The sequence below is a fragment of the Pseudomonas sp. AE27 genome (assembly GCF_037113495.1).
Taxonomy (GTDB): Bacteria; Pseudomonadota; Gammaproteobacteria; order Pseudomonadales; family Pseudomonadaceae; genus Aquipseudomonas; species Aquipseudomonas palmensis.
In genome coordinates this window covers 550,386-571,101 of record NZ_CP146966.1, presented here as the reverse complement: position 1 = coordinate 571,101, position 20,716 = coordinate 550,386, and the positions used below count along the sequence as shown (strand labels likewise).

General features: G+C 64.5%; 20 protein-coding genes, 1 tRNA gene and 1 pseudogene. 12 read left to right on the top strand and 10 right to left on the bottom strand.

The genetic code is table 11. The features are described 5' to 3' along the window. Positions 1-127: 127 nt before the first annotated feature. Both V9K84_RS02695 and htpX read left to right on the top strand, forming a co-directional pair. Complete coding sequence (locus V9K84_RS02695; protein WP_043862743.1) at positions 128-1,339, top strand: pyridoxal phosphate-dependent aminotransferase; 1,212 nt, start codon at positions 128-130, stop codon at positions 1,337-1,339. 203 nt (positions 1,340-1,542) lie between these two features. Then, positions 1,543-2,430 (top strand): protease HtpX, encoded by an 888-nt coding sequence (gene htpX / locus V9K84_RS02690; protein WP_043862742.1) that lies wholly within the window; start codon positions 1,543-1,545, stop codon positions 2,428-2,430. 51 nt (positions 2,431-2,481) lie between these two features. On the opposite strand, the gene V9K84_RS02685 is transcribed toward htpX, so the two are convergent. Continuing rightward, positions 2,482-3,135, bottom strand: a complete 654-nt coding sequence (locus tag V9K84_RS02685; protein WP_088514081.1) for a thiopurine S-methyltransferase — start codon at positions 3,133-3,135, stop codon at positions 2,482-2,484. A 105-nt stretch (positions 3,136-3,240) separates the two neighbouring features. Here V9K84_RS02685 and V9K84_RS02680 point away from each other — a divergent pair, with 105 nt between their 5' ends. Then, positions 3,241-4,008 carry a class III extradiol ring-cleavage dioxygenase gene (locus V9K84_RS02680; protein WP_088514080.1) on the top strand — a complete coding sequence of 256 codons (768 nt, stop codon included), beginning with the start codon at positions 3,241-3,243 and terminating at the stop codon, positions 4,006-4,008. Positions 4,009-4,113: 105 nt separating this feature from the next. Here the strand turns inward: V9K84_RS02680 and V9K84_RS02675 are convergent. After that, positions 4,114-5,815, bottom strand: a pseudogene (locus tag V9K84_RS02675) (DEAD/DEAH box helicase). A gap of 322 nt (positions 5,816-6,137) precedes the next feature. Next, positions 6,138-6,893 carry a spermidine synthase gene (locus V9K84_RS02670; RefSeq protein WP_043862738.1) on the bottom strand — a complete coding sequence of 252 codons (756 nt, stop codon included), beginning with the start codon at positions 6,891-6,893 and terminating at the stop codon, positions 6,138-6,140. 128 nt (positions 6,894-7,021) lie between these two features. Between V9K84_RS02670 and V9K84_RS02665 the strand changes: the two genes are divergently transcribed. Then, a complete protein-coding gene (locus tag V9K84_RS02665) occupies positions 7,022-8,368 on the top strand; it encodes a 3-deoxy-7-phosphoheptulonate synthase class II (protein ID WP_054915827.1) in 1,347 nt (448 codons plus the stop codon). 48 nt (positions 8,369-8,416) lie between these two features. Here V9K84_RS02665 and V9K84_RS02660 read toward each other — a convergent pair whose 3' ends face one another. Continuing rightward, positions 8,417-9,166, bottom strand: a complete 750-nt coding sequence (locus V9K84_RS02660) for a sulfite exporter TauE/SafE family protein (protein ID WP_043862736.1) — start codon at positions 9,164-9,166, stop codon at positions 8,417-8,419. A gap of 105 nt (positions 9,167-9,271) precedes the next feature. Here V9K84_RS02660 and V9K84_RS02655 point away from each other — a divergent pair, with 105 nt between their 5' ends. Together V9K84_RS02655 and V9K84_RS02650 are read left to right on the top strand one after the other, a co-directional pair. Further along, positions 9,272-10,228 (top strand): LysR family transcriptional regulator, encoded by a 957-nt coding sequence (locus V9K84_RS02655; RefSeq protein WP_054915829.1) that lies wholly within the window; start codon positions 9,272-9,274, stop codon positions 10,226-10,228. A gap of 51 nt (positions 10,229-10,279) precedes the next feature. Continuing rightward, positions 10,280-10,738 (top strand): MarR family transcriptional regulator, encoded by a 459-nt coding sequence (locus V9K84_RS02650; RefSeq protein ID WP_043862734.1) that lies wholly within the window; start codon positions 10,280-10,282, stop codon positions 10,736-10,738. Positions 10,739-10,816: 78 nt separating this feature from the next. On the opposite strand, the gene V9K84_RS02645 is transcribed toward V9K84_RS02650, so the two are convergent. Next, on the bottom strand, positions 10,817-11,389 hold the full coding sequence (locus V9K84_RS02645; RefSeq protein WP_043862733.1) for an elongation factor P: 573 nt from the start codon (positions 11,387-11,389) through the stop codon (positions 10,817-10,819). Between the two features lie 48 nt (positions 11,390-11,437). After that, entirely contained in the window at positions 11,438-12,571 is a 1,134-nt protein-coding gene (gene earP / locus V9K84_RS02640) for an elongation factor P maturation arginine rhamnosyltransferase EarP (protein ID WP_043862732.1), read from the bottom strand. Between the two features lie 137 nt (positions 12,572-12,708). Between earP and V9K84_RS02635 the strand changes: the two genes are divergently transcribed. Further along, complete coding sequence (locus V9K84_RS02635) at positions 12,709-13,101, top strand: hypothetical protein (RefSeq protein WP_043862731.1); 393 nt, start codon at positions 12,709-12,711, stop codon at positions 13,099-13,101. 1 nt (position 13,102) lies between these two features. Further along, entirely contained in the window at positions 13,103-13,585 is a 483-nt protein-coding gene (locus V9K84_RS02630) for a GreA/GreB family elongation factor (RefSeq protein ID WP_043862730.1), read from the top strand. Between the two features lie 38 nt (positions 13,586-13,623). Here the strand turns inward: V9K84_RS02630 and V9K84_RS02625 are convergent, their stop codons facing one another. Further along, positions 13,624-14,511, bottom strand: coding sequence for a LysR family transcriptional regulator (locus V9K84_RS02625; protein ID WP_054915830.1), 888 nt, complete (start codon positions 14,509-14,511; stop codon positions 13,624-13,626). A gap of 106 nt (positions 14,512-14,617) precedes the next feature. Here V9K84_RS02625 and V9K84_RS02620 point away from each other — a divergent pair, with 106 nt between their 5' ends. Further along, positions 14,618-15,808 (top strand): MFS transporter, encoded by a 1,191-nt coding sequence (locus tag V9K84_RS02620; RefSeq protein WP_088514079.1) that lies wholly within the window; start codon positions 14,618-14,620, stop codon positions 15,806-15,808. A 103-nt stretch (positions 15,809-15,911) separates the two neighbouring features. Further along, on the top strand, positions 15,912-18,071 hold the full coding sequence (locus V9K84_RS02615) for a TonB-dependent siderophore receptor (RefSeq protein WP_088514078.1): 2,160 nt from the start codon (positions 15,912-15,914) through the stop codon (positions 18,069-18,071). 88 nt (positions 18,072-18,159) lie between these two features. Here the strand turns inward: V9K84_RS02615 and V9K84_RS02610 are convergent, their stop codons facing one another. From V9K84_RS02610 to V9K84_RS02600, 3 genes are all read right to left on the bottom strand, one after another. Beyond that, positions 18,160-18,675: a hypothetical protein gene (locus tag V9K84_RS02610; RefSeq protein ID WP_088514077.1), complete on the bottom strand. Its 516-nt coding sequence runs from the start codon at positions 18,673-18,675 to the stop codon at positions 18,160-18,162. A 78-nt stretch (positions 18,676-18,753) separates the two neighbouring features. Beyond that, positions 18,754-18,843, bottom strand: a tRNA-Ser gene (locus tag V9K84_RS02605). After that, positions 18,839-19,036, bottom strand: coding sequence for a hypothetical protein (locus tag V9K84_RS02600; protein ID WP_143516616.1), 198 nt, complete (start codon positions 19,034-19,036; stop codon positions 18,839-18,841). Before V9K84_RS02600 ends, V9K84_RS02605 begins: the two co-directional genes overlap by 5 nt. 75 nt (positions 19,037-19,111) lie before the next feature. On the opposite strand from V9K84_RS02600, the gene V9K84_RS02595 reads away from it, so the two are divergent. Continuing rightward, positions 19,112-19,801 carry a crotonase/enoyl-CoA hydratase family protein gene (locus V9K84_RS02595; protein ID WP_043862725.1) on the top strand — a complete coding sequence of 230 codons (690 nt, stop codon included), beginning with the start codon at positions 19,112-19,114 and terminating at the stop codon, positions 19,799-19,801. A gap of 146 nt (positions 19,802-19,947) precedes the next feature. Beyond that, positions 19,948-20,691 (top strand): 1-acylglycerol-3-phosphate O-acyltransferase, encoded by a 744-nt coding sequence (locus tag V9K84_RS02590; RefSeq protein WP_043862724.1) that lies wholly within the window; start codon positions 19,948-19,950, stop codon positions 20,689-20,691. Positions 20,692-20,716: the final 25 nt, after the last annotated feature.

Genomic DNA, 20,716 nt, shown 5'->3' with positions numbered 1-20,716 from the left:
TTTTCGACAACGCGGGTGGCACGTATTATTGCGCCTCATCAGACGTCAGTCTGGCACCCGCGTTACACGCATTTCAAACGTTTTCACAGCGCAATGCGCGGCGATCTTTTCTAATCGGGATCACATCATGCAGGTCAGCAAATCGAACAAGCTCGCCAATGTCTGCTACGACATTCGCGGCCCGGTGCTCAAGCACGCCAAACGCCTGGAGGAGGAAGGCCACCGCATCCTCAAGCTGAACATCGGCAACCCGGCGCCCTTTGGTTTCGAGGCGCCCGACGAGATCCTCCAGGATGTGATCCGCAACCTGCCCACCGCCCAGGGCTACAGCGACTCCAAGGGCCTGTTCAGCGCGCGCAAGGCGGTGATGCAGTACTACCAGCAGAAGCAGGTCGAAGGTGTCGGCATCGAGGACATCTACCTGGGCAACGGCGTGTCCGAGCTGATCGTGATGTCGATGCAGGCCCTGCTCAACAACGGCGACGAGGTGCTGATCCCGGCCCCGGACTACCCGCTGTGGACCGCTGCGGTGAGCCTGGCCGGCGGCAACCCGGTGCACTACCTGTGCGACGAGCAGGCCGACTGGTTCCCCGACCTTGCCGACATCAAGGCCAAGATCACCCCCAACACCAAGGCCATGGTGATCATCAACCCGAACAACCCCACTGGCGCGGTGTACTCGCGCGAGCTGCTGCTGGGCATGCTGGAAATCGCCCGCCAACACAACCTGGTGGTGTTCTCCGACGAGATCTACGACAAGATCCTGTACGACGATGCCGTGCACATCTGCACCGCCTCGCTGGCCCCCGACCTGCTCTGCCTGACCTTCAACGGCCTGTCCAAGTCGTACCGGGTGGCGGGCTTCCGCTCCGGCTGGCTGGCGTTGTCCGGGCCCAAGCAGCACGCCCAGAGCTATATCGAAGGCATCGACATGCTGGCCAACATGCGCCTGTGCGCCAACGTGCCGAGCCAGCACGCCATCCAGACCGCACTGGGCGGCTACCAGAGCATCAATGACCTGGTGCTGCCGCCAGGTCGCCTGCTGGAGCAGCGCAACCGCACCTGGGAGCTGCTCAACGACATTCCAGGGGTCAGCTGCGTCAAGCCGATGGGCGCCCTGTATGCCTTCCCGCGCATCGACCCGAAGGTCTGCCCGATCTTCAACGACGAAAAGTTCGCCCTCGACCTGCTGCTGTCGGAAAAACTGCTGATCGTGCAAGGCACCGCCTTCAACTGGCCGTGGCCCGACCACTTCCGCGTCGTGACCCTGCCACGTGTCGATGACCTGGAGCAGGCGATCGGTCGCATCGGCAATTTCCTCAAGACCTACCAGCAGTAAGCCCGAATGCCTGCCTGCGCCAGCCCTGGCGCAGGCCACGGGCCAACCTCAAGCCTGCCGCTCTGGCTCGCGCACCTGGCATTCTCCGCGCCTGCCCGCACAAGTACACAGTTTGAAATAGTCGCCCGGTTGAATACACGGAGCGCGCACCTTATATACCCCGCATACGCAAGCTTTCTATCCGTCAGGAGAACGTAACAACCATGATGCGCATTTTGCTGTTTGTGGCCACCAACCTTGCGGTCGTGCTGATTGCCAGCATCACCCTGAGCCTGTTCGGCTTCAACGGGTTCATGGCGGCAAACGGGGTTGACCTCAAGCTCGACCAGTTGCTGATTTTCTGCGCTGTGTTCGGCTTTGCCGGCTCGCTGATCTCGCTGTTCATCTCCAAGTGGATGGCGAAGATGAGCACCGGTACCCAGATCATCACCCAGCCGCGCACCCACCATGAGCAATGGCTGCTGCAGACCGTCGAAGAGCTTTCCCGCCAGGCAGGCATCAAGATGCCCGAGGTGGGCGTCTTCCCGGCCTACGAGGCCAACGCCTTCGCTACCGGCTGGAATCGCAACGATGCACTGGTCGCGGTCAGCCAGGGCCTGCTCGAGCGTTTCTCGCGTGATGAAGTGCGCGCCGTGCTGGCCCACGAGATCGGCCACGTCGCCAACGGCGACATGGTGACCCTCGCGCTGGTACAGGGTGTGGTCAACACCTTCGTGATGTTCTTCGCACGCATCATCGGCAACTTCGTCGACAAGGTGATCTTCAAGAACGAAGAAGGCCAGGGCATTGCCTACTACATCGCGACCATCGTTGCCGAACTGGTCCTGGGTATCCTGGCCAGCATCATCGTCATGTGGTTCTCGCGCAAACGCGAGTTCCGCGCCGACGAAGCCGGCGCCCGCCTGGCCGGCACCAACGCGATGATCGGCGCGCTGCAGCGCCTGCGTTCTGAACAGGGCGTGCCTGTGCACATGCCTGACACCCTGAATGCCTTCGGCATCAATGGTGGCCTGAAGCAGGGCCTGGCAGGCCTGCTGATGAGTCACCCGCCGCTGGAAGATCGTATCGAAGCCCTGCGTCGTCGCGGCTAAGCGAGCAGCAGGCACACAGTAAGGGCGACCCACGGGTCGCCCTTTTTCATTTCAGCGTTGCAGACGGTACACCCGCTCCAGCAGCCGATCAGCACCCGCCTTGATGAACCTGGGGCTCTGCGCCAACACGTCGTCCTGCGCGGCGATCGCCAACTGCCAATGCTCGCCGAACAGGCGCTCGACCTCTTCATCGGGCACGGCAAAGGGCGGACCGTCAGTGACCGCCTGATCGTAGTCAAGAGTGATCAACAGGCCCTTGCAAGGCGACGGCAGGAGCTGCTGCAGATGCGCCACATACCGCTCGCGCATGGCAGGCGGCAAGGCGATGATCGCGGCACGATCGTAAAGGCCCGCACAGCCCCGCACGTCACCCGCGGTCAGTGCGAAGAAATCGCCACACCACAACTCGATGCCCTCGCTGCGGTAGACCATGAAGGCCCCCTGCTGCGAAACCTGCGGCTCCTGCTCATGCTCGGAAAAAAAGTCCTTCACCGCCCGCTCGGACAACTCCACCCCAAGCACGTCATGGCCTTGCGCGGCCAGCCACGCCATGTCCAGGCTCTTGCCGCACAGCGGCACCAGTACCCGGGCACCAGGCGCAATGCCCAGTGCGGGCCAATGCTGCTGCAGATACGGGTTGACCTGCTGCTGGTGAAAGCCGATCAGATCGTTCTCCCAACGGTTGTGCCAGAACGCGGGCTGCATAACCTTACCTCGATAAATTCGATTAAATACCGCAAAAACTTATATTAGATTTAGATCAATGATCTGCCTGAAGATGGCTGCATATTAACCTTCAGGACCACCCCGATGCTGCCCAGCCTGTTTATCTCCCACGGCTCTCCCATGCTGGCACTGGAACCGGGTGCCAGCGGCCCGGCACTTGCGCGCATGGCGGCGCAACTGCCGCGCCCCAGAGCGATCGTCGTGATGTCTGCGCACTGGGAAACCACCGAACTGCGCGTGACAAGCAACCCGCACCCACCCACCTGGCACGACTTCGGCGGCTTTCCGGCCGCATTGTATGCCGTGCAGTACCCAGTCCCCGGCGACCCACAGCTCGCCGAACAGGTAAGGCAACGGCTCAATGAAGCCGGGCTGCCCACAACACTCGACGCCAAGCGGCCTTTCGACCATGGCGCGTGGGTGCCCCTGTCGCTGATGTACCCGGCGGCCGATATCCCGGTGGTGCAGGTATCACTGCCCAGCCAGCACGGCCCGGCGTACCAGCAACAGGTAGGCCAGGCACTGGCGGCCCTGCGCGAGGAAGGCGTGCTGCTGATCGGCTCCGGCAGCATTACCCACAACCTGCGCGAACTCGACTGGCATGCCGGCCCCGAGAGCGTAGAGCCCTGGGCACTGGCGTTTCGCGACTGGATGATCGACAAGCTGGCTGCGGGCGACACGCCGGCCCTGCATGACTATCGCCGGCAGGCGCCGTTTGCGGTGCGCAACCACCCGAGCGACGAACACCTGCTGCCGCTGTACTTTGCCCGCGGCGCGGGCGAACGGTTCGCGATCGAGCACCAGGGCTTCACCCTGGGAGCACTGGGAATGGATATCTATCGGTTCGACTGAGGCGGCAGCCCTTTCCCCGGCAAGGCCGGCCCCTACAAGCGAAACAGGCCGCCCAGGCAAAAAAAATCCCCGAACCAGTCGGGGATTTTTCATTTCACTCGAAGATCAATCTTCGCGATAACGACGCAGCTTCAGCTGCTTGCCGGCAACGCGAGTGTCCTTGAGCTTGGTCAGCAGCTTCTCGAGGCCATCTTCCGGCAGCTCGACCAGGCTGAAGCTGTCGCGCACCTGGATGCGACCGATCGCTTCGCGGGCCAGGCCGCCTTCGTTGAGGATCGCACCCAGCAGGTTCTTGGCCGCGATACCGTCACGCGCACCCAGCGCGGTACGGCAACGTGCACGACCTTCACCCAGTGGCATCGGCGCGCGACGCTCACGCTCGCCACGCTCGGAGCGCTCACCGGCAGGACGATCACCACGTGGGGCCGAAGTCGGCACCAGCGGCTGCTCTTTCTCGACGGCTTCCAGGGTCAGCGCCTGGCCATTGGTGGCCTTGCGCAGCAGGGCCGCGGCCAGGGCACGCGGGCTGCAACCGATGTCGGCAGTCAGGCGGTCGAGCAGATCACCGTGGGTAGCTTCTGCATCGGCAACCAGCGGCGCGAGGCTGTTGGTGAGCTTCTTGATGCGCGCGTCCAGTACGGCCTGGGCGTTGGGCAGACGAACTTCGGCAACCTTCTGGCCGGTCACACGCTCGATCACCTGCAGCATGCGGCGCTCACGCGGGGTGACCAGCAGCAGTGCACGACCTTCGCGACCGGCACGGCCGGTACGGCCGATACGGTGAACGTAGGACTCCGGATCGTACGGCATGTCGACGTTGAACACGTGGGTGATGCGCGGTACGTCCAGACCACGGGCAGCGACGTCGGTAGCGACGACGATGTCCAGGCGACCATCCTTGAGCGAGTCGATGACGCGCTCACGCTGGTTCTGGGCGATGTCACCGTTGAGCGCGGCAGCCTTGTAGCCTTTGGCTTCCAGGGCGCTGGCCAGGTCCAGGGTGGCTTGCTTGGTACGTACGAAGGCGATCAGTGCATCGAACTCTTCGACTTCCAGCAGGCGCAGTACCGCCGAGACCTTCTGGTCGGCGTGGACCATCAGGTGTGCCTGCTCGATGGCAGTCACGGTCTGGGTCTTGGTCTGGATCTTGACGTGTTTCGGGTCACGCAGGTGACGCTCGGCGATCGCACGGATCGACTGCGGCAGGGTGGCCGAGAACAGTACGGTCTGGCGGGTTTCCGGCATGGCCTTGAAGATGACTTCCAGGTCGTCCATGAAGCCCAGCTTGAGCATTTCGTCAGCTTCGTCGAGCACCAGGTGATTGACGGTAGCCAGCACCTTCTCGTCGCGACGCAGGTGGTCGCACAGACGGCCAGGGGTAGCGACGACGATCTGCGCGCCGTTACGGATTGCTTTGAGTTGTGGGCCCATCGGGGCACCACCGTATACCGCTACCACGGTAACGCCCGGCATCTGCTTGGCGTAGGTTTCGAATGCGGTAGCTACTTGCAGCGCCAACTCACGGGTTGGCGCCAGGATCAGGGCTTGCGGCTCGCGCTTGCTCGGGTCGATGCGGTGCAGGATTGGCAGAGCGAAGGCAGCGGTTTTACCGGTACCTGTCTGCGCCTGACCGATCATGTCATGACCGGCAAGAATAATCGGGATCGATTGCTGCTGAATGGCCGATGGCTCTTCGTAGCCAGTGGCGATAACGGCGGCAACAATACTTGGATGAAGATCGAGAGCGGCGAAGCCGCCGGTTTCCTGGGTCATGGGTCTGCCTCTAAGTGCATCCGCAAAGACCCATGCTCCAAAGCTGCACATGCCTTGTAAGACCCGAAGGTCACCCTGGCAGCTTTGTCGGCGGGGATTTGCGAAAACGATTGAAGAAAAAAAGGAACGTCAAGGCAGAGTCCGCGGTGCGGACGCGCAGCCGAAGCTGGCTTCGGGGAATTGCACTACCTGAACGAGGTCCGGTAAAAGACCGGCGCGTACTATACCCGATTTCCTGCATCGCGTGAGACTTTTTTACAGGGAAGAGAAGCCCGGAGGCCTCGAATCGACAGCCCTTGCCGATGATCGAGGCCCACGCGTCTGTTGGCGGCGCGGCCGGAGCTGAAACGATTTATTCAAGATGCCGGTCGGATCACCTCGATCAGGCGCTGCAGGGAGTAGCCCAGGCGCGGTTCAAGAGCCCGGGCGCGCGCGGTGAGCGCCTCCCGGTCGAGGGTCTGGTCGAGGTCGGCGGGCACCAGCAGGATGACGTTGCCCTCCTTCACCGGCAGCTCCCAGTAATGGCGGTGATACAGCCCGCGCAACAGCGCAGCGCCCAGCGGCTTGCCGTCATCGGTGGCCCACTGGTTGATGACCAGCCAGCCGCCGGGGTTCAGGCGCTTCTGGCAGTCCTCGAGAAACTTCCAGGCCAGGTGGCCGACGCCGGGCCCGTGGTCGGTGTAGAGGTCGACGAAGATCAGGTCGGCAGGCTCGGCCGTCTCCAGCAGCTCGACCGCATCACCCACGCGGATGTACAGGCGCGGATCATCGTCCAGCCCCAAGTACTCGATGGCCAGGCGCGGCACCTCGGGACGCAGCTCGATGGCCTCCACGTCCTCCAGGGGTAGGAACTTCAGGCAGGCCTGGGTCAGGGTACCGGCACCCAGGCCGAGAAACAGCGCGCTTTCAGGCTCGCAGTGGCACAGCGCGCCCACCAGCATGGCGCGGGTATAGTCGTACTCCAGCCAGCTCGGGTCGGCAGTGAATACGCAGCTCTGCTCGATGGCCTCGCCAAACTCGAGAAAGCGGTAGTCCTCGACTTCCAGCACGCTGATGGTGCCGAACTCGTCGTGCACCTGCGCCAGCAGCCGCTCTACCCGTTCCTCTGTCATGCTCTCTCCCGACACCTGCATGTGCCCAAGCAAAAACGACCATTGTCCGTCAATACAGGCGATGCAACAAGGCAGGGTCCAGGTGTTAGCATGTTCACAGCCCTTTTCCGATAGAAACCGAGCCTGTGATGAGCCAACCCTGGAGTCCCGATAGCTGGCGTGCCCTGCCGATCCAGCAGCAACCGCACTACCCCGATGCAGCGCACCTGCTCAAGGTCGAGCAGACCCTGGCCAGCTACCCGCCGCTGGTGTTCGCCGGCGAGGCGCGCGAGCTGCGCCGCCAGTTCGCCGAAGTGACCGAAGGCCGTGCCTTCCTGCTGCAGGGCGGCGATTGCGCCGAAAGCTTTGCCGAGTTCTCGGCAGCGAAAATCCGCGACACCTTCAAGGTGCTGCTGCAGATGGCCATCGTCATGACCTTTGCCGCCGGCTGCCCGGTGGTCAAGGTGGGGCGCATGGCCGGGCAGTTCGCCAAGCCGCGCTCGTCCAATGACGAAACCATCGGCGAGGTGACCCTGCCGGCCTACCGGGGCGACATCGTCAACGGCATCGGCTTCGACCCTGCCAGCCGCGTGCCCGACCCGGAGCGCCTGCTGCAGGCCTATCACCAGTCCACCGCCAGCCTCAACCTGCTGCGCGCCTTCGCCCAGGGTGGTTTCGCCGACCTGCACCAGGTGCACAAGTGGAACCTGGACTTCATCGCCAACTCGGCGCTGGCCGAAAAGTACAGCCAGCTGGCCGACCGCATCGACGAGACCCTGGCCTTCATGCGCGCCTGCGGCATGGACAGCTCGCCGCAACTGCGCGAAACCAGCTTTTTCACCGCGCACGAGGCGCTGCTGCTCAACTACGAGGAAGCCTTCGTGCGGCGCGACAGCCTGACCGGCGACTACTTCGACTGCTCGGCGCACATGCTCTGGATCGGTGATCGCACCCGTCAGCTGGACGGCGCCCACGTGGAGTTCCTGCGCGGGGTGAACAACCCGATCGGGGTCAAGGTGGGCCCGAGCATGAACACCGAGGAGCTGATCCGCCTGATCGACATCCTCAACCCGGCCAACGACCCGGGCCGGCTCAACCTGATCGTGCGCATGGGGGCCAACAAGGTCGGCGAGCACCTGCCGGGGCTTATCCGCAGCGTCGAGCGCGAGGGGCGCAAGGTACTGTGGAGCTCCGACCCGATGCACGGCAATACCATCAAGGCCAGCAGCGGCTACAAGACCCGCGATTTCGCGCAGATCCTGGGCGAGGTCAAGCAGTTCTTCCAGGTGCACCAGGCCGAAGGCAGCCATGCCGGTGGCATTCACATCGAGATGACCGGTCAGAACGTCACCGAATGCATCGGCGGCGCCCGGCCGATCACCGAAGACGCGCTGTCGGACCGTTACCACACCCACTGCGACCCGCGCATGAACGCCGACCAGTCGCTGGAGCTGGCGTTCCTGATCGCCGAAACGCTCAAGCAGGTACGGCGCTGACACCTGCACGGCCCTCGACGGCCGTGCCGGCTCGACCCGCGGCGGGCTTCAGACCCTGAAGCCCAGCATCAACGCGCACACCACCAGAAACACACAGAACAACGAGCGCAGGACCTTTTCCGGCAGCGCATGGGCCAGCTTCACGCCCCAGCTGATACTCAGCAAGCCGCCCAGTGCCAGCGCGATGCCCATGTTCCAGTCCACATGCTGGTGCAGCCCGTAGGTCAGCAGCGTGACCGAGGTACTGGGCGCCGCCAGTGCCAGCGACAGGCCCTGGGCAACCACCTGGGTGGTGCCGAACACACTGGTCAGCACCGGTGTGGCGACCACCGCGCCCCCTACCCCGAACAGCCCGCCGACCACACCGGCCCCCCCGCCCAGCACACCCAGCCAGGGCCAGGGCTGGCGCAACTCGGTCGAAGGCGGCGCGTTGCGAGTGAACATGCGCACCAGGTTCCACACCGTCAGCGCCACCAGAAACACCACGAAGCCGACGCGCATGGCCTGTGCATCCAACCCCACTGCCCAGATCGAGCCGAGCCAGGCGAACACGAAGCCGGCCAGCGACAAGGGCAATGCATGACGCAGCTCGATGCGATTGCGCTGGTGATAGCGCCACAGCGCCAGCAACACGTTCGGCACCACCATCACCAGCGCGGTGCCCTGGGCCAGTTGCTGGTCAAGGCCGAACAGCACGCCCAGCACGGGGATCGCGATCAGGCCGCCGCCGATCCCGAACAGCCCGCCCAGGGTACCCAGCCCTGCTCCCAATACGATGTACATCAACCACTCGACCATGCTCGCCTCTCTGCTCTGCAATAGCGCCATGCTACCGATGGCGGGCTAGCGGGGAAACGCACAGCAACGCACAATGGCTGTGCCCAATTCGCACAAGCAATCACCATGACCCCGGACGCCCTCACCCAACACCTGAGCCTGTTTCTCGATGTGCTCGAAAGCGGCAGCTTTTCTGCCGCAGCGCGGCGCCACCCGCTGACCCCTTCGGCGGTGGCCCGACGCATCGATACCCTGGAGGCCGCCGTGGGCAGCCGCCTGTTCGTGCGCAGCACCCATGCGGTACGCCCCACGCCCGCCGGCAATGCATTCGCCGAACGCGCCCGGCGTATCGTCGAAGAGCTGCGTCTGGCCCGCGCCGAGGCCGTGTCGCTGAGCAATGCACCGGAGGGCCTGATCCGCATCGATGCGCCTTCGGCGTTCGGCCGCCGCCACCTGGCACCGGCCATCGCCGATTTCCTGGTGGCGTACCCGGGCCTGGATGTACAACTGCGCCTGATCGACAGCTTCGTCGACCTGCAGGGCGCGCACCTGGGCGAAGTCGACCTGGTGCTGCGTGCAGGCCCTCTGGCCGATACCCGGCTGGTGGCAACACCACTGGCGTACATGGTGCGCATTGCCTGCGCCAGCCCCGCCTACCTGCAGGCCCGTGGCGTGCCTGCCAGTCCCTGCGACCTGCCAGAGCACGACGGGCTGGACTGGGATGGCCTGGCCCCACCCTTCGCCTGGCGCTTCGCGGTGGACGGGCAGATGCGTCTGCTGCGCCCCTCGCGCATGCGCATGAGCGCCAACAACGCCGAGACCCTGCTGTTCGGCGCCCTGGCGGGCCTGGGCATCGCGCACCTGCCCACCTGGCTGATCAGCGAGTACCTGCTGCGCGGCGACCTGCTGCCGCTGTTCTGCGAGAACGGGCTGCCCCCGGCCGAAACCAGCGGTGTCTATGCATTGCGCCTTGAACATGAAACGAACTCTCGCAGCCGTTTGCTGCTCGAATTCCTCAAGAGCCGCTTCAGCCCCATCCCTCCCTGGGACCTGGCACTGCAGAGCGAGCTGCGCTGGCAATAGCGCGCATAGCATGCGCGCCACCATTTCATGGACCAGATAGAAAGGAGCCGCATGAACGCCACCTCCAAAGCGCCCGTTTACGATGAGCTGCTGCTCGACAATCAGGTGTGCTTCGCCCTGCACTCCACGTCACTGCTCATGACCAAGGTGTACAAACCACTGCTGCAGGCACTGGGCCTGACCTACCCGCAGTACCTGGCCATGCTGGTGCTATGGGAGCAGGACGGGCTGACCGTCGGCGAAATCAGCCATCGCCTGCTGACCGACCCCGGCTCGCTCACGCCCTTGCTCAAACGTCTGGAAGCCGAGGGCCTGCTAAAGCGCACCCGCAGCCGCGAGGACGAGCGCGTGGTGATCGTGCAACTGACTGCCCAGGGGCGTGCCCTGCAAGCGCAGGCACGCTCGATACCGCCGTGCATCCTGGGCGCCAGCGGCCACTCGCTGGAGCGCCTGCAACGCTTGCAGGCCGAGCTGCTGGCGCTGCGCGACAACCTGCAGAACAGCCTCTGACGGCGCCGCAGCCGCGCACGCAGGGCATAAAAAAACCCGGCCTTGGCCGGGTTTTCGTGTTCGCGCAGATCGCCAGGTTTAAACCTTGGCGCGGCCCTTGTAGGAGCCACCTTCGCGGGTGTCGATCTCGATCCAGTCACCGATCTCGATGAAGTCGGCAACCGACAGCTCGGTACCGTTCTTCAGTTTGGCAGGCTTCATGACCTTGCCGGAGGTATCGCCACGGGCGGAACCTTCGGTGTAGTCGACCTGACGCACGATGGTGGTCGGCAGCTCTACGGAAACCAGGCGGTCTTCGAAGAATACGGCTTCGCACACATCGGTCATGCCTTCTTCAACGAAAGGCAGAACGCTTTCGATGTCTTCGGCGTTCAGCTCGTACATGGTGTAGTCGGTGGTGTCCATGAACGTGTAGGTGTCGCCGCTGATGAAGGACAGGGTCGCTTCTTTGCGGTCGAGGATCACGTCGTCCAGCTTGTCGTCGGCGCTGTAGACGGTTTCGGTCTTGTAGCCGGTCAGCAGGTTTTTCAGCTTGGTCTTCATGATCGCGCTGTTACGGCCCGATTTGGTGAATTCAGCTTTCTGAACCAGCCAAGGGTCGTTGTCGATACGGATCACGGTACCGGGTTTCAGCTCTTTACCAGTTTTCATTGCGAGATATCCGAATTTGGATGGATTTACAAAAATCGAGGCCGCATATCATAGCGAATTTCGACAAAACTGTACCAGCGCCGTGGCAAGGTCCGGCTGAGCGGCCTGCGCGGCGCACCAGCGCTCGGCGTGGGCGCTCAGTTCCGGCCAGTGCGCCAGCAGCTCGCGCCACGCCTGGCCCATGTCGCGATCCATGTTCCAGGCCCGCCACAGCGCCACCAGCGCGGCGGCTGCCGGGGCCGACAAGCCCTGGGTGTAATGGTCCAGAAAGGCCTCGAGCTTTTCCCAGTGGGCGTACTCTTCCTGCACATAGATATGCCACAGCAGTGGCCGCCCGGCCCACTGAGCACGCACGAACGAGTCCTCGCCGCGCACTGCATTGAACTCGCAGCACCACAGCAGCCGATCATAGTCATCCTGGCTGACGAAGGGCAGGATCTGCACCGTCAGCGCCCCACGCTGCGTCACACTGCCCACCCCCAGCCCGCTCTCGCCCAGCCAGGCCTGCACATCCCCCAGGATGCGCCCCTCGGGCACCAGCAGGTGACTGGGGCGGGTGTCGGCGGCCAGCACATCGAGCCAACTGGCCAGGCCCGGGTTCTCATAGGCGAACAACGAGATCAGCCGTGCACCCTCATGCACCCTCACGCCCAGGCCGCGCAGGAATGCCTGACGGGCCTGCGGGTCGTCTTCGAACGCCTTGCGCCGCGTCAGCAACGTGGCTTCGCGCAGCAACCCGCCGGTACCGGGCGTGAACCCCGGAAAGAAGAACACCTTGCGCAGGCCATTGGCCTGGGGCGACGGCAGGCCGTGGCAGCCTTCCACCCAGCCCTCGGCGCTCAGGTACTCCAGGTTCAGCCACACTGCCGGCACGGTGCGGTCCTGCATGGCCTGGACATAGGCCGCTGGCAAGTGGCAGCCGAAGGCGCCGATCACCACGTCCGGCACTGCCGTCGGCTGCCAGTCGGCCGGCCACAGGCACACCTCGACACCTTGCTGCCATTGCTGCCGGGCCTGGGCGTCCGCCTCGGGGCACAGGCGCACGAAGGCCGCCAGTTCATCCACCCACAGGCGCACCGCCACGTCGTGTTCGGCCACCAGTTGCCGGGCCAGGCGCCAGGTGACGCCGATGTCGCCATAGTTGTCGACGACGCAACAGAAGATATCCCAGGTCGGTTTCATGGCAGGCACCTCACGTTGAGCCGGAAACAAAAAGCGCCGATTGTCCGGGTTAATCATTGCAGACAACAGTAGCGAGGCTGAATAAAACCCGCGCTGCATGCGACAATCGCCGCCATTGTCCTGGCCAGGAGGCTGCCATGTCGTACCGTGCGCGTCGCCGTGAACTGAAAATTTCGCAAAACCCGCTGCAACTGATCCTGTGCGTGGCCATCGGCCTGTGGCTGGGCTTCGTTGCCATCATGCTGACCCTGTGGCTGGGCTGGCAGTACCTGCCCGACCTGCGCCAGCCCCTGCACGAGGTGATCGCCCCGCCCGCGCCGGCCGTGGCGCCGCAGCAGTCGCCGGAGCAGAACCGCATGTTCGAGCAGTACAAGCAGATCCTGCACGATCAGGCGGTGCAGCAGGCCGAGGAGCAGGCCCAGGGCAGCCCGCGCAACCTGTCCAACCCCAGATGCCAGTTCTGGCTGCAACAGAACCGTACCGCCCCCACCGAGAAAAGCCGCGCCAATGTCCTTGAGTTCTGCAACTGAGATGAATAAGACCGACCTGCTGGCGCGCATCATCGAGCGCCTGGGCGTCGACCTCGACGTGGCGCAACGTGCTGCGCAGACCGCGTATGAGGCGGCCACTGCCGAGGAGAACATCGCCGAGAACAAGTACGACACCCTCGGCCTGGAAGCCTCGTACCTGGCCACCGGGCAGGCCCGGCGCATGGAGGAGATTCGCCAGGCACGGCTGGCGTACCAGCAACTGACCCTGCGCGACTACGACCCCGAGGCCGGCGTGCAACTGAGCAACCTGGTGCTGCTGGCCGACGAACAGGATCGCCAGCAGCGCGTGTTCCTGGGGCCGGAAGCGGCAGGGCTGAAAATCGGCGAAGGGCAGGCGCTGATCACGGTGATCACCCCGCGCTCACCTTTGGGGCAAAGCCTGATGGGCAAGCTCGAGGGCGACGAGGTGGTGCTGGTACTGGGCAATGGGCGCCAGGTCTACGAACTGGTGGAAGTGCTCTGAAGCACTTCGCTGGCTTGCCAGCAAAGAGGCTGCCACGGCTAATGGCTTGCCCTTGCCGCCAGGTTCTGCTCCAGCAACTGGACGAAGGCCCGCGCCGCCGGCGTCGGGGTGGTCGACCAGATCGCGTACAGGTGGCGCACCGGGGCATCGCACACCGGTACTGCGGCAACGCCCTTGAAGCCTGCGGCGATCCTTGCCGGTACCAGCCCCAGGGCCAGGCCACGCTGCACGAACTTCTCGATCAGGCCGATACTGCCCACCTCGAACTGCACCCGATGACGCACCCCTGCGGCGGCAAATGCCTCGTCGGTCTGTCGACGCGCGCCGCTGCCAGCCTGGAAGTCCACCAGGGGCTGGTCTTCCAGTTGCTCCAGCGCCAGACGCCCGATGCCTGCCAGCGGGTGCTGCAGCGGCAGCACCGCCACCAGTTCCTCGGCCGCCAGCAGGCGCGACGCCACCCCCGCCAGCGGTTCCCCCGGCCAGACGCCGATGAACGCCACATCCAGGCGCCGTTCGCGCACATCGGCAATCAGCAGCTCGCTCTTGCCGATCAGCCAGCGAATGTCCACCTGCGGGTACTGCCCGTGAAAACCGGCCAGCAGGTCCACCAGGTCCAGCTCGGTCAGCGAGCTGATCTCGCCGATGGACAAGCGCCCGCGCACTTCGCCACAGGCTGCGGCCACGTCCTCGGCGATGCGCCGGGTGGCCTCCAGCGCCGTGCGTGCGCTGAGCACGAAGGCTTCGCCGGCAGGTGTAAGGCGCACCCGGCGCGAGCTGCGCTCGAACAGCAAGGTGCCCAGTTGCGACTCCAGGCGCGCCACCTGATGACTCAAAGCCGACTGCACCACATGACAACGTTCGGCCGCACGGGTGAAACTACCGGTATCGGCCACCGCCAGCGCGTATTCGATCTGCTTGAGGTTCATCTTTCCATCTGTACAAGAGATTGATGGGATCTAAACGATTCATTGGCGTCATGCTAGCGCATTTTCGATAATGCACTCCCCTTCCCCCCTGACAACGAGACGGTCCATGGCTCCCGCCACAACTCACCTGAGCCGCGCCCTGATTCTGCTGATGGCCACCGCCACCGGCCTGGCCGTGGCCAGCAACTACTATGCGCAGCCCTTGCTGCACAGCATCGCTCAGCATTTCGGCCTGACCACCGCCACCGCCGGCAGCATCGTGATTGCCGCCCAGCTGAGCTACGGCGCCGGCCTGTTGCTGCTCGCGCCGCTGGGTGACCTGTTCGAACAACGCCGCCTGATCGTCAGCATGATCGCCATCGCCACGGTCGGCCTGCTGATCAGCGCCTTCGCCCCCAGCCTGATGTGGCTGCTGATCGGCACCACCCTGACCGGGCTGTTCTCGGTGGTGGCGCAGGTACTGGTGCCGATGGCCGCCGGCCTGAGCGACCCGTCCGAGCGCGGGCGAGTGGTCGGCACGCTGATGAGCGGTCTGCTGCTGGGCATTCTGCTGGCGCGCACCGCTGCCGGGTTCATGGCGACCCTGGGTGACTGGCGCAGCATCTACCTGCTGGCCGCTGCGCTCATGGCCCTGAGCGCCATCGCCCTGGCCAGGGCCCTGCCCGAGCGCCACCAGCACGCCGGGCTCAAGTACCCCGCACTGATCGGTTCGGTGTTCCGCCTGTTCGTGGATGAGCCGGTGCTGCGCCTGCGCTCGTTGCTGGGGCTGCTGTCGTTCTGCCTGTTCGCGCTGTTCTGGACACCCCTGGCGTTTCTGCTGGCAGCCGAGCCCTACCACTACTCCGATGCGGTGATCGGGCTGTTCGGCCTGGCCGGTGCTGCCGGCGCGCTGGCCGCGAACTGGGCCGGGCGCCTGGCCGACCGCGGCAAGGGCTCGCTGGGCACCACCGTGGGGCTGCTGGCCCTGGTGCTGGCCTGGGTACCGCTGGCCTTCGCCCAGGTGTCGCTCGCCGCCCTGCTGATTGGCGTGCTGGTGCTCGACCTGGCGGTACAGCTGGTGCACGTGAGCAACCAGAACGCGGTGATCGCCCTGCGCCCCGAGGCGCGCAACCGACTCAATGCCGGGTACATCACCTGCTACTTCATCGGTGGCGCACTGGGCTCGCTGCTGGGTACGCAGTTGTTCCAGGCCAACGGCTGGAACGGCATCGTGGTGGCAGGGCTGATGATCGGCGGCGTGGCGCTGGTGGTGTGGCTGTGGGTGGAGCGCCGCTCGGCTCAGGTGAAGGCCGCGTAACGGCGTTCGCCAACAAGGCTGGCTCCTACCCGCAGGCCCCCTTCAGGTAACATGGCGCCCCGCCTGCCGGCGCGCCTGTTGCTGGCCTTCAAGGAACCTGCGCATGACCCTGCACCACCCTCGCCTGCCCCTGGGGCTGCTGAGCCTCGGCCTGGCCCTGAGCTCGTCCACCACCCTGGCCGACAGCGGCATCACCCTCGCGCCCCTGAGCGTGTCCGATGTGCTCGAGGACGGCTACCAGCCGCGCCAGGCCTCGGTGGCCGGCTTTGGCGCGGCGCCGCTGCTCGACACCCCCGCCTCGGTATCGGTGTTCACCGAACAGTTGCTGCAGGACCGCCAGGTGCGCCTGCTCAGCGAGGTGCTGCAAAGCGATGCCTCGGTCGGCGAGAGCTATGCGCCCATCGGCTACTACGAGAACTTCAACGTGCGCGGCTTCGAACTGGACGCCGCCCACAGCTACACCATCAACGGCCAGACCATCGCCGGCGAGCAGAACGTGGCGCTGGAGAACAAGCAGCAGGTCGAGTTGCTCAAGGGGCTGTCGGGCCTGCAAAGCGGAGTAGCCGAACCCGGCGGGCTGATCAACTATGTGACCAAGCGCCCGCAGGACATCCGTTCGCTCACGGTATCGAGCACGGCCCTGGGCGAGCGCTACATCGCCACCGACCTGGGCGGCTGGTTTGGCAGCGAACGCCAGTTCGGCCTGCGCGCAAACCTGGCCCATGAAGATATCCGCTCCTACGTCGACCATGCCGACGGCCAGCGCGACTTCGCTTCTCTGGCCTTCGACTGGCAAGTGAACCCGGATGCGCTGCTGCAACTGGATGTCGAGTACCAGCAGCGCGAGCAGCGCTCGGTGCCCGGCTACCAGTTGCTCGGCGGCAACCGCCTGCCCCACGGCATCGACCCCGACGATCGCCTGGCCTATCAGCACTGGGCCAAGCCGGTGCAGATCGACTCGCTGAACCTGGGCGGTCGCTTCGAATACCGCTTCAGCGACACCTGGACCGGCAGCGTGAGCGCTTCGCGCAGCCGCGTGGTGATCGACGACTACAGCGCGTTCGCCTGGGGTTGCTACGGCGCCGCCAGCTGCGCAGGCTCGAAGGTGCCGAACTACTTCAGCCCCGAGGGCGACTACGACATCTACGACTACCGCAGTCCGGACGATACCCGGCGCACCGACGAGGCACAGGTCACTCTCAACGGCTTGTTTGCCCTGGCGGGCCTGGAGCACGAGCTGACGGTCGGCAGCAGCGCGCAACGGCGAACTGTCGACCAGCGACCGACGTTCAACGAGTGGATCGGCAGCGGCAACATCTACCAGCCTACGCCTGCACTGGAGCCCTTCGACGGCAGCCCGGGCCACCGCGAACGCCGCCTCGACAGCCGCCAGTACGGCCTGTTCGCCAGCGACCGGATCAGCTTCGACGAACACTGGCAGACGGTACTCGGTGCGCGCGTTGTACGCCTGGACGAGCAGGCCTTTGGTGAAGACGGCAACCTGCGCCGGCATACCCGGCAATATGAACTGCTGCCCAACGCCGCACTGATCTACAAGCCGCGCGCGGACATTTCGCTGTACGCCAGCTACAGCAAGGGGCTGTCGTCGGGCAATGCCGCGCCGTGGTTCGCGCTCAACAGCCAGGACATCCTGGCCCCCACCACGTCACGCCAGCTCGAACTGGGTATCAAGCGTGAATGGCAGCGCATGAGCCTGAGCGCGGCGCTGTTCCAGCTGCGCCAGGGGTATCAGTATGCCCAGCCGGATGGCAGCGGTGACTTCACCTACGTGCAGCAGGGGCAGCAGAAGAACACTGGCCTGGAGCTGGCGGCCAGCGGCTGGGTAACGTCGAACCTGCAGATCAACGCCAGTGCCGCGGCCATTCGTGCACGGGTCGGCGGCAGCGGCACGCGGGCGTACGACGACCATCAGGCGCTGAATGTGCCGAACCTGCGCGCGGCGCTGCAGGCCGACTACAGCCTCCCGCGAGTACCGGGGTTGGCGCTGCTGGGTGGGGCGCGCTACAGCGCGAGCAAGTATGCCAACCAGGCAGGTACGGTGGCGGTGGGTGGCTATGCGGTGTTCGACATTGGCAGCCGCTATCGCACGCGCATCGGCGGGTATGACACGGTGCTGCGCCTGACAGTGGATAACGTGTTCGATCGGCGCTACTGGAGGGACGCGGGGGAGTATCTGGGCGACGGCTACCTGTTTCAGGGCGCGCCGCGAACTGCGCGGGTGTCGGCTGCTGTGAGCTTCTGAGAATGCGTTCGCCGGCAAGGCCGGCTCCTGCACAGGCGTTCGCGTTGCCTGCAGAAGCCAGCCTGGCTGGCGAACAGCGCGCCGCCGATCAGAACGGCTCGCTGCCCTCGCGGAACTGCACTTCCAGTATCCCGGCGATTTCGCTCAGGTCGGCCGCCGCGGCCGGGGTGGTGATGAAGCCGCTGTAGCAGTCCTCCAGCGTCGACCAGTTCCACAGCACCAGGCCCTGCTTCTGAAGCTCGGCATGGGCCAGCGCCATCAGTTGCGACACGCTGTGGTTTTCCAGGAAGTCTTCATCTTCCGGGTCATCCACGCCAAAGGTCACCTGGGCGTCACGTGCTTCTGCCAGTTGCTGGACGCTTTGCACGAACGACTCGGTGTCCTTCCAGTCGACGTAGAACACCGACTCCCAGTCGGCGATGTCCTTGACCATCCACATCAGTTGCTTGGGATCGTCCTCGAACTCTTCGATGTCATCCTCGTCCAGCTCCAGCTCGCGAAACGCCTGAAGATGCTCGGCGGCCATTTCGGGCGTGGGGCTGACAAGAGCAATCAATTGCTCGGCGGCAAGAATCTGCTGTTCGGAAAAGCACTCTGCAAGCATCTGAAACTTCCTTTTCAATGGCCCAACAAAAAGCCCCCGGACTCTTTCAAGTTCGGGGGCTCTTCGCGTATCTGAATATGGCGGTGAAGAAGGGATTCGAACCCTTGATACAGTTTCCTGTATACACACTTTCCAGGCGTGCTCCTTCAGCCACTCGGACACTTCACCGGTTCTCGCCAAGCTGTTCAGCCTGTCGAGGCGCGCTAATGTAGTCGAAAGCACTTTGAATGGCAAAGGTTTTTTTCAGAATATTCATGCGCTTAAGCCAGCAGTGGCAAAGCTGCCAATCTCTGGCGTGGTTCGGCTGTGGTCCATGCACGAAGCCCGTGGTGCCGGGGCCGGCGTGCTGCGCCTGACTCATCGGTCAGCCTTGGTGCTTTACCTGACCGCGGCAGCTGGGTAACGTCAGCCCCACTCCACCTAAAGGAACTCTGTCATGAGTGAGCTGGTTACCTACCAACTGGAAGACGGCATCGCGACGCTGACCCTGAACAACGGCAAGGTCAACGCCATTTCACCGGACGTGATCGCTGCCTTCAACGATGCACTGGACCGTGCCGTGCAGGATCGCGCCGTCGTCATCCTCACCGGCCAGCCGGGCATCCTCTCCGGTGGCTACGACCTCAAGGTGATGACCTCTGGGCCACAGGCCTCCATCGCGCTGGTGACCGCCGGCTCGACGCTCTCCCGGCGCCTGCTGTCGCATCCGTTCCCGGTGATCGTCGCCTGCCCTGGCCACGCCGTGGCCAAGGGTGCATTCCTGCTGCTGTCGGCCGACTACCGCATCGGCGTCGAAGGCCCGTTCCGCATCGGCCTGAATGAAGTGCAGATCGGCATGACCATGCACCACGCCGGCATCGAGCTGGCGCGTGATCGCCTGCGTCGCTCGGCCTTCCACCGCTCGGTCATCAATGCCGAGATGTTCGACCCGGCCAGTGCCGTGGATGCCGGCTTCCTCGACAAGGTGGTGCCGGTGGAGCAGTTGCACGCAACCGCCCTGGCAGCGGCGCAGCAACTCAAGACCATCAACATGAACGCGCACAAGAAGACCAAGCTCAAGGTGCGCAAGGCGCTGCTGGACCTGCTGGACGACGCGATCATTCGCGACCAGGAACACCCGGTCTGATAGCGGGTCGCGCCATTCGCCGGCAAGGCCGGCTCCTGCAGGGGACGCAACCGTTGCAGGAGCCGGCCTTGCCGGCGAAGCTTTAAGTTTGCCCCGGGCTGTGCACAACCGTACACTGCGCCGCGTTTTGTCCGGGGTTAACCACAATGCTGTTTCTGATCCGCATGCCCCTCCTGGGCCTGCATTTTGTTCTGGTAGGCATACTGGGTGTGCTCATCGGCCTGTGTCGGCCTTTCAACCCCGACAACAGCCGCGTGTTCGCGCGCCTGTATGGCTGGCCCGCCACCTGGCTGATGCGCCTGCAGGTACAGGCCGAAGTCGGCCCGCTGTTCGACCAGCCCCCGGGCTGCGTGATCGTGGCCAACCACCAATCCAACCATGACCTGTTCGTGCTCGGTCACGTGGTGCCGCCGCGCACAGTGTGCATCGGCAAGAAGAGCCTCAAATGGATCCCCCTGTTCGGCCAGCTGTTCTGGCTGGGCGGCAATGTGCTGGTCGATCGCAGCAACGCCTACCAGGCCCGACGCGCCATGCAGACCACCACCCGCACCCTGCAGGAACAGGACACCTCGATCTGGGTATTCCCCGAGGGCACGCGCAACGCCGGCGATCGGTTGCTGGCCTTCAAGAAGGGCGCGTTCCACATGGCCATCGAAGCCGGCGTGCCCATCGTGCCGGTGTGCGTGAGCCGCTACGCCAGGCGCCTGAACCTCAACGGCTGGCGCAAGCAGAAGGTGATCATCCGCTCGCTGGCGCCGATCTCCACCACCGGCATGACCCACCAGGATGTTCCCGCCCTGGCCGAGCAGTGCCGCGAACAGATGCAACGCTGCATCGACCTGATGGAAAAAGAATTGCAGGCCAGCCGCGCAGTTGCCGATTTGTCGTAGTCATACCAAGCTAGGGGCATGACAA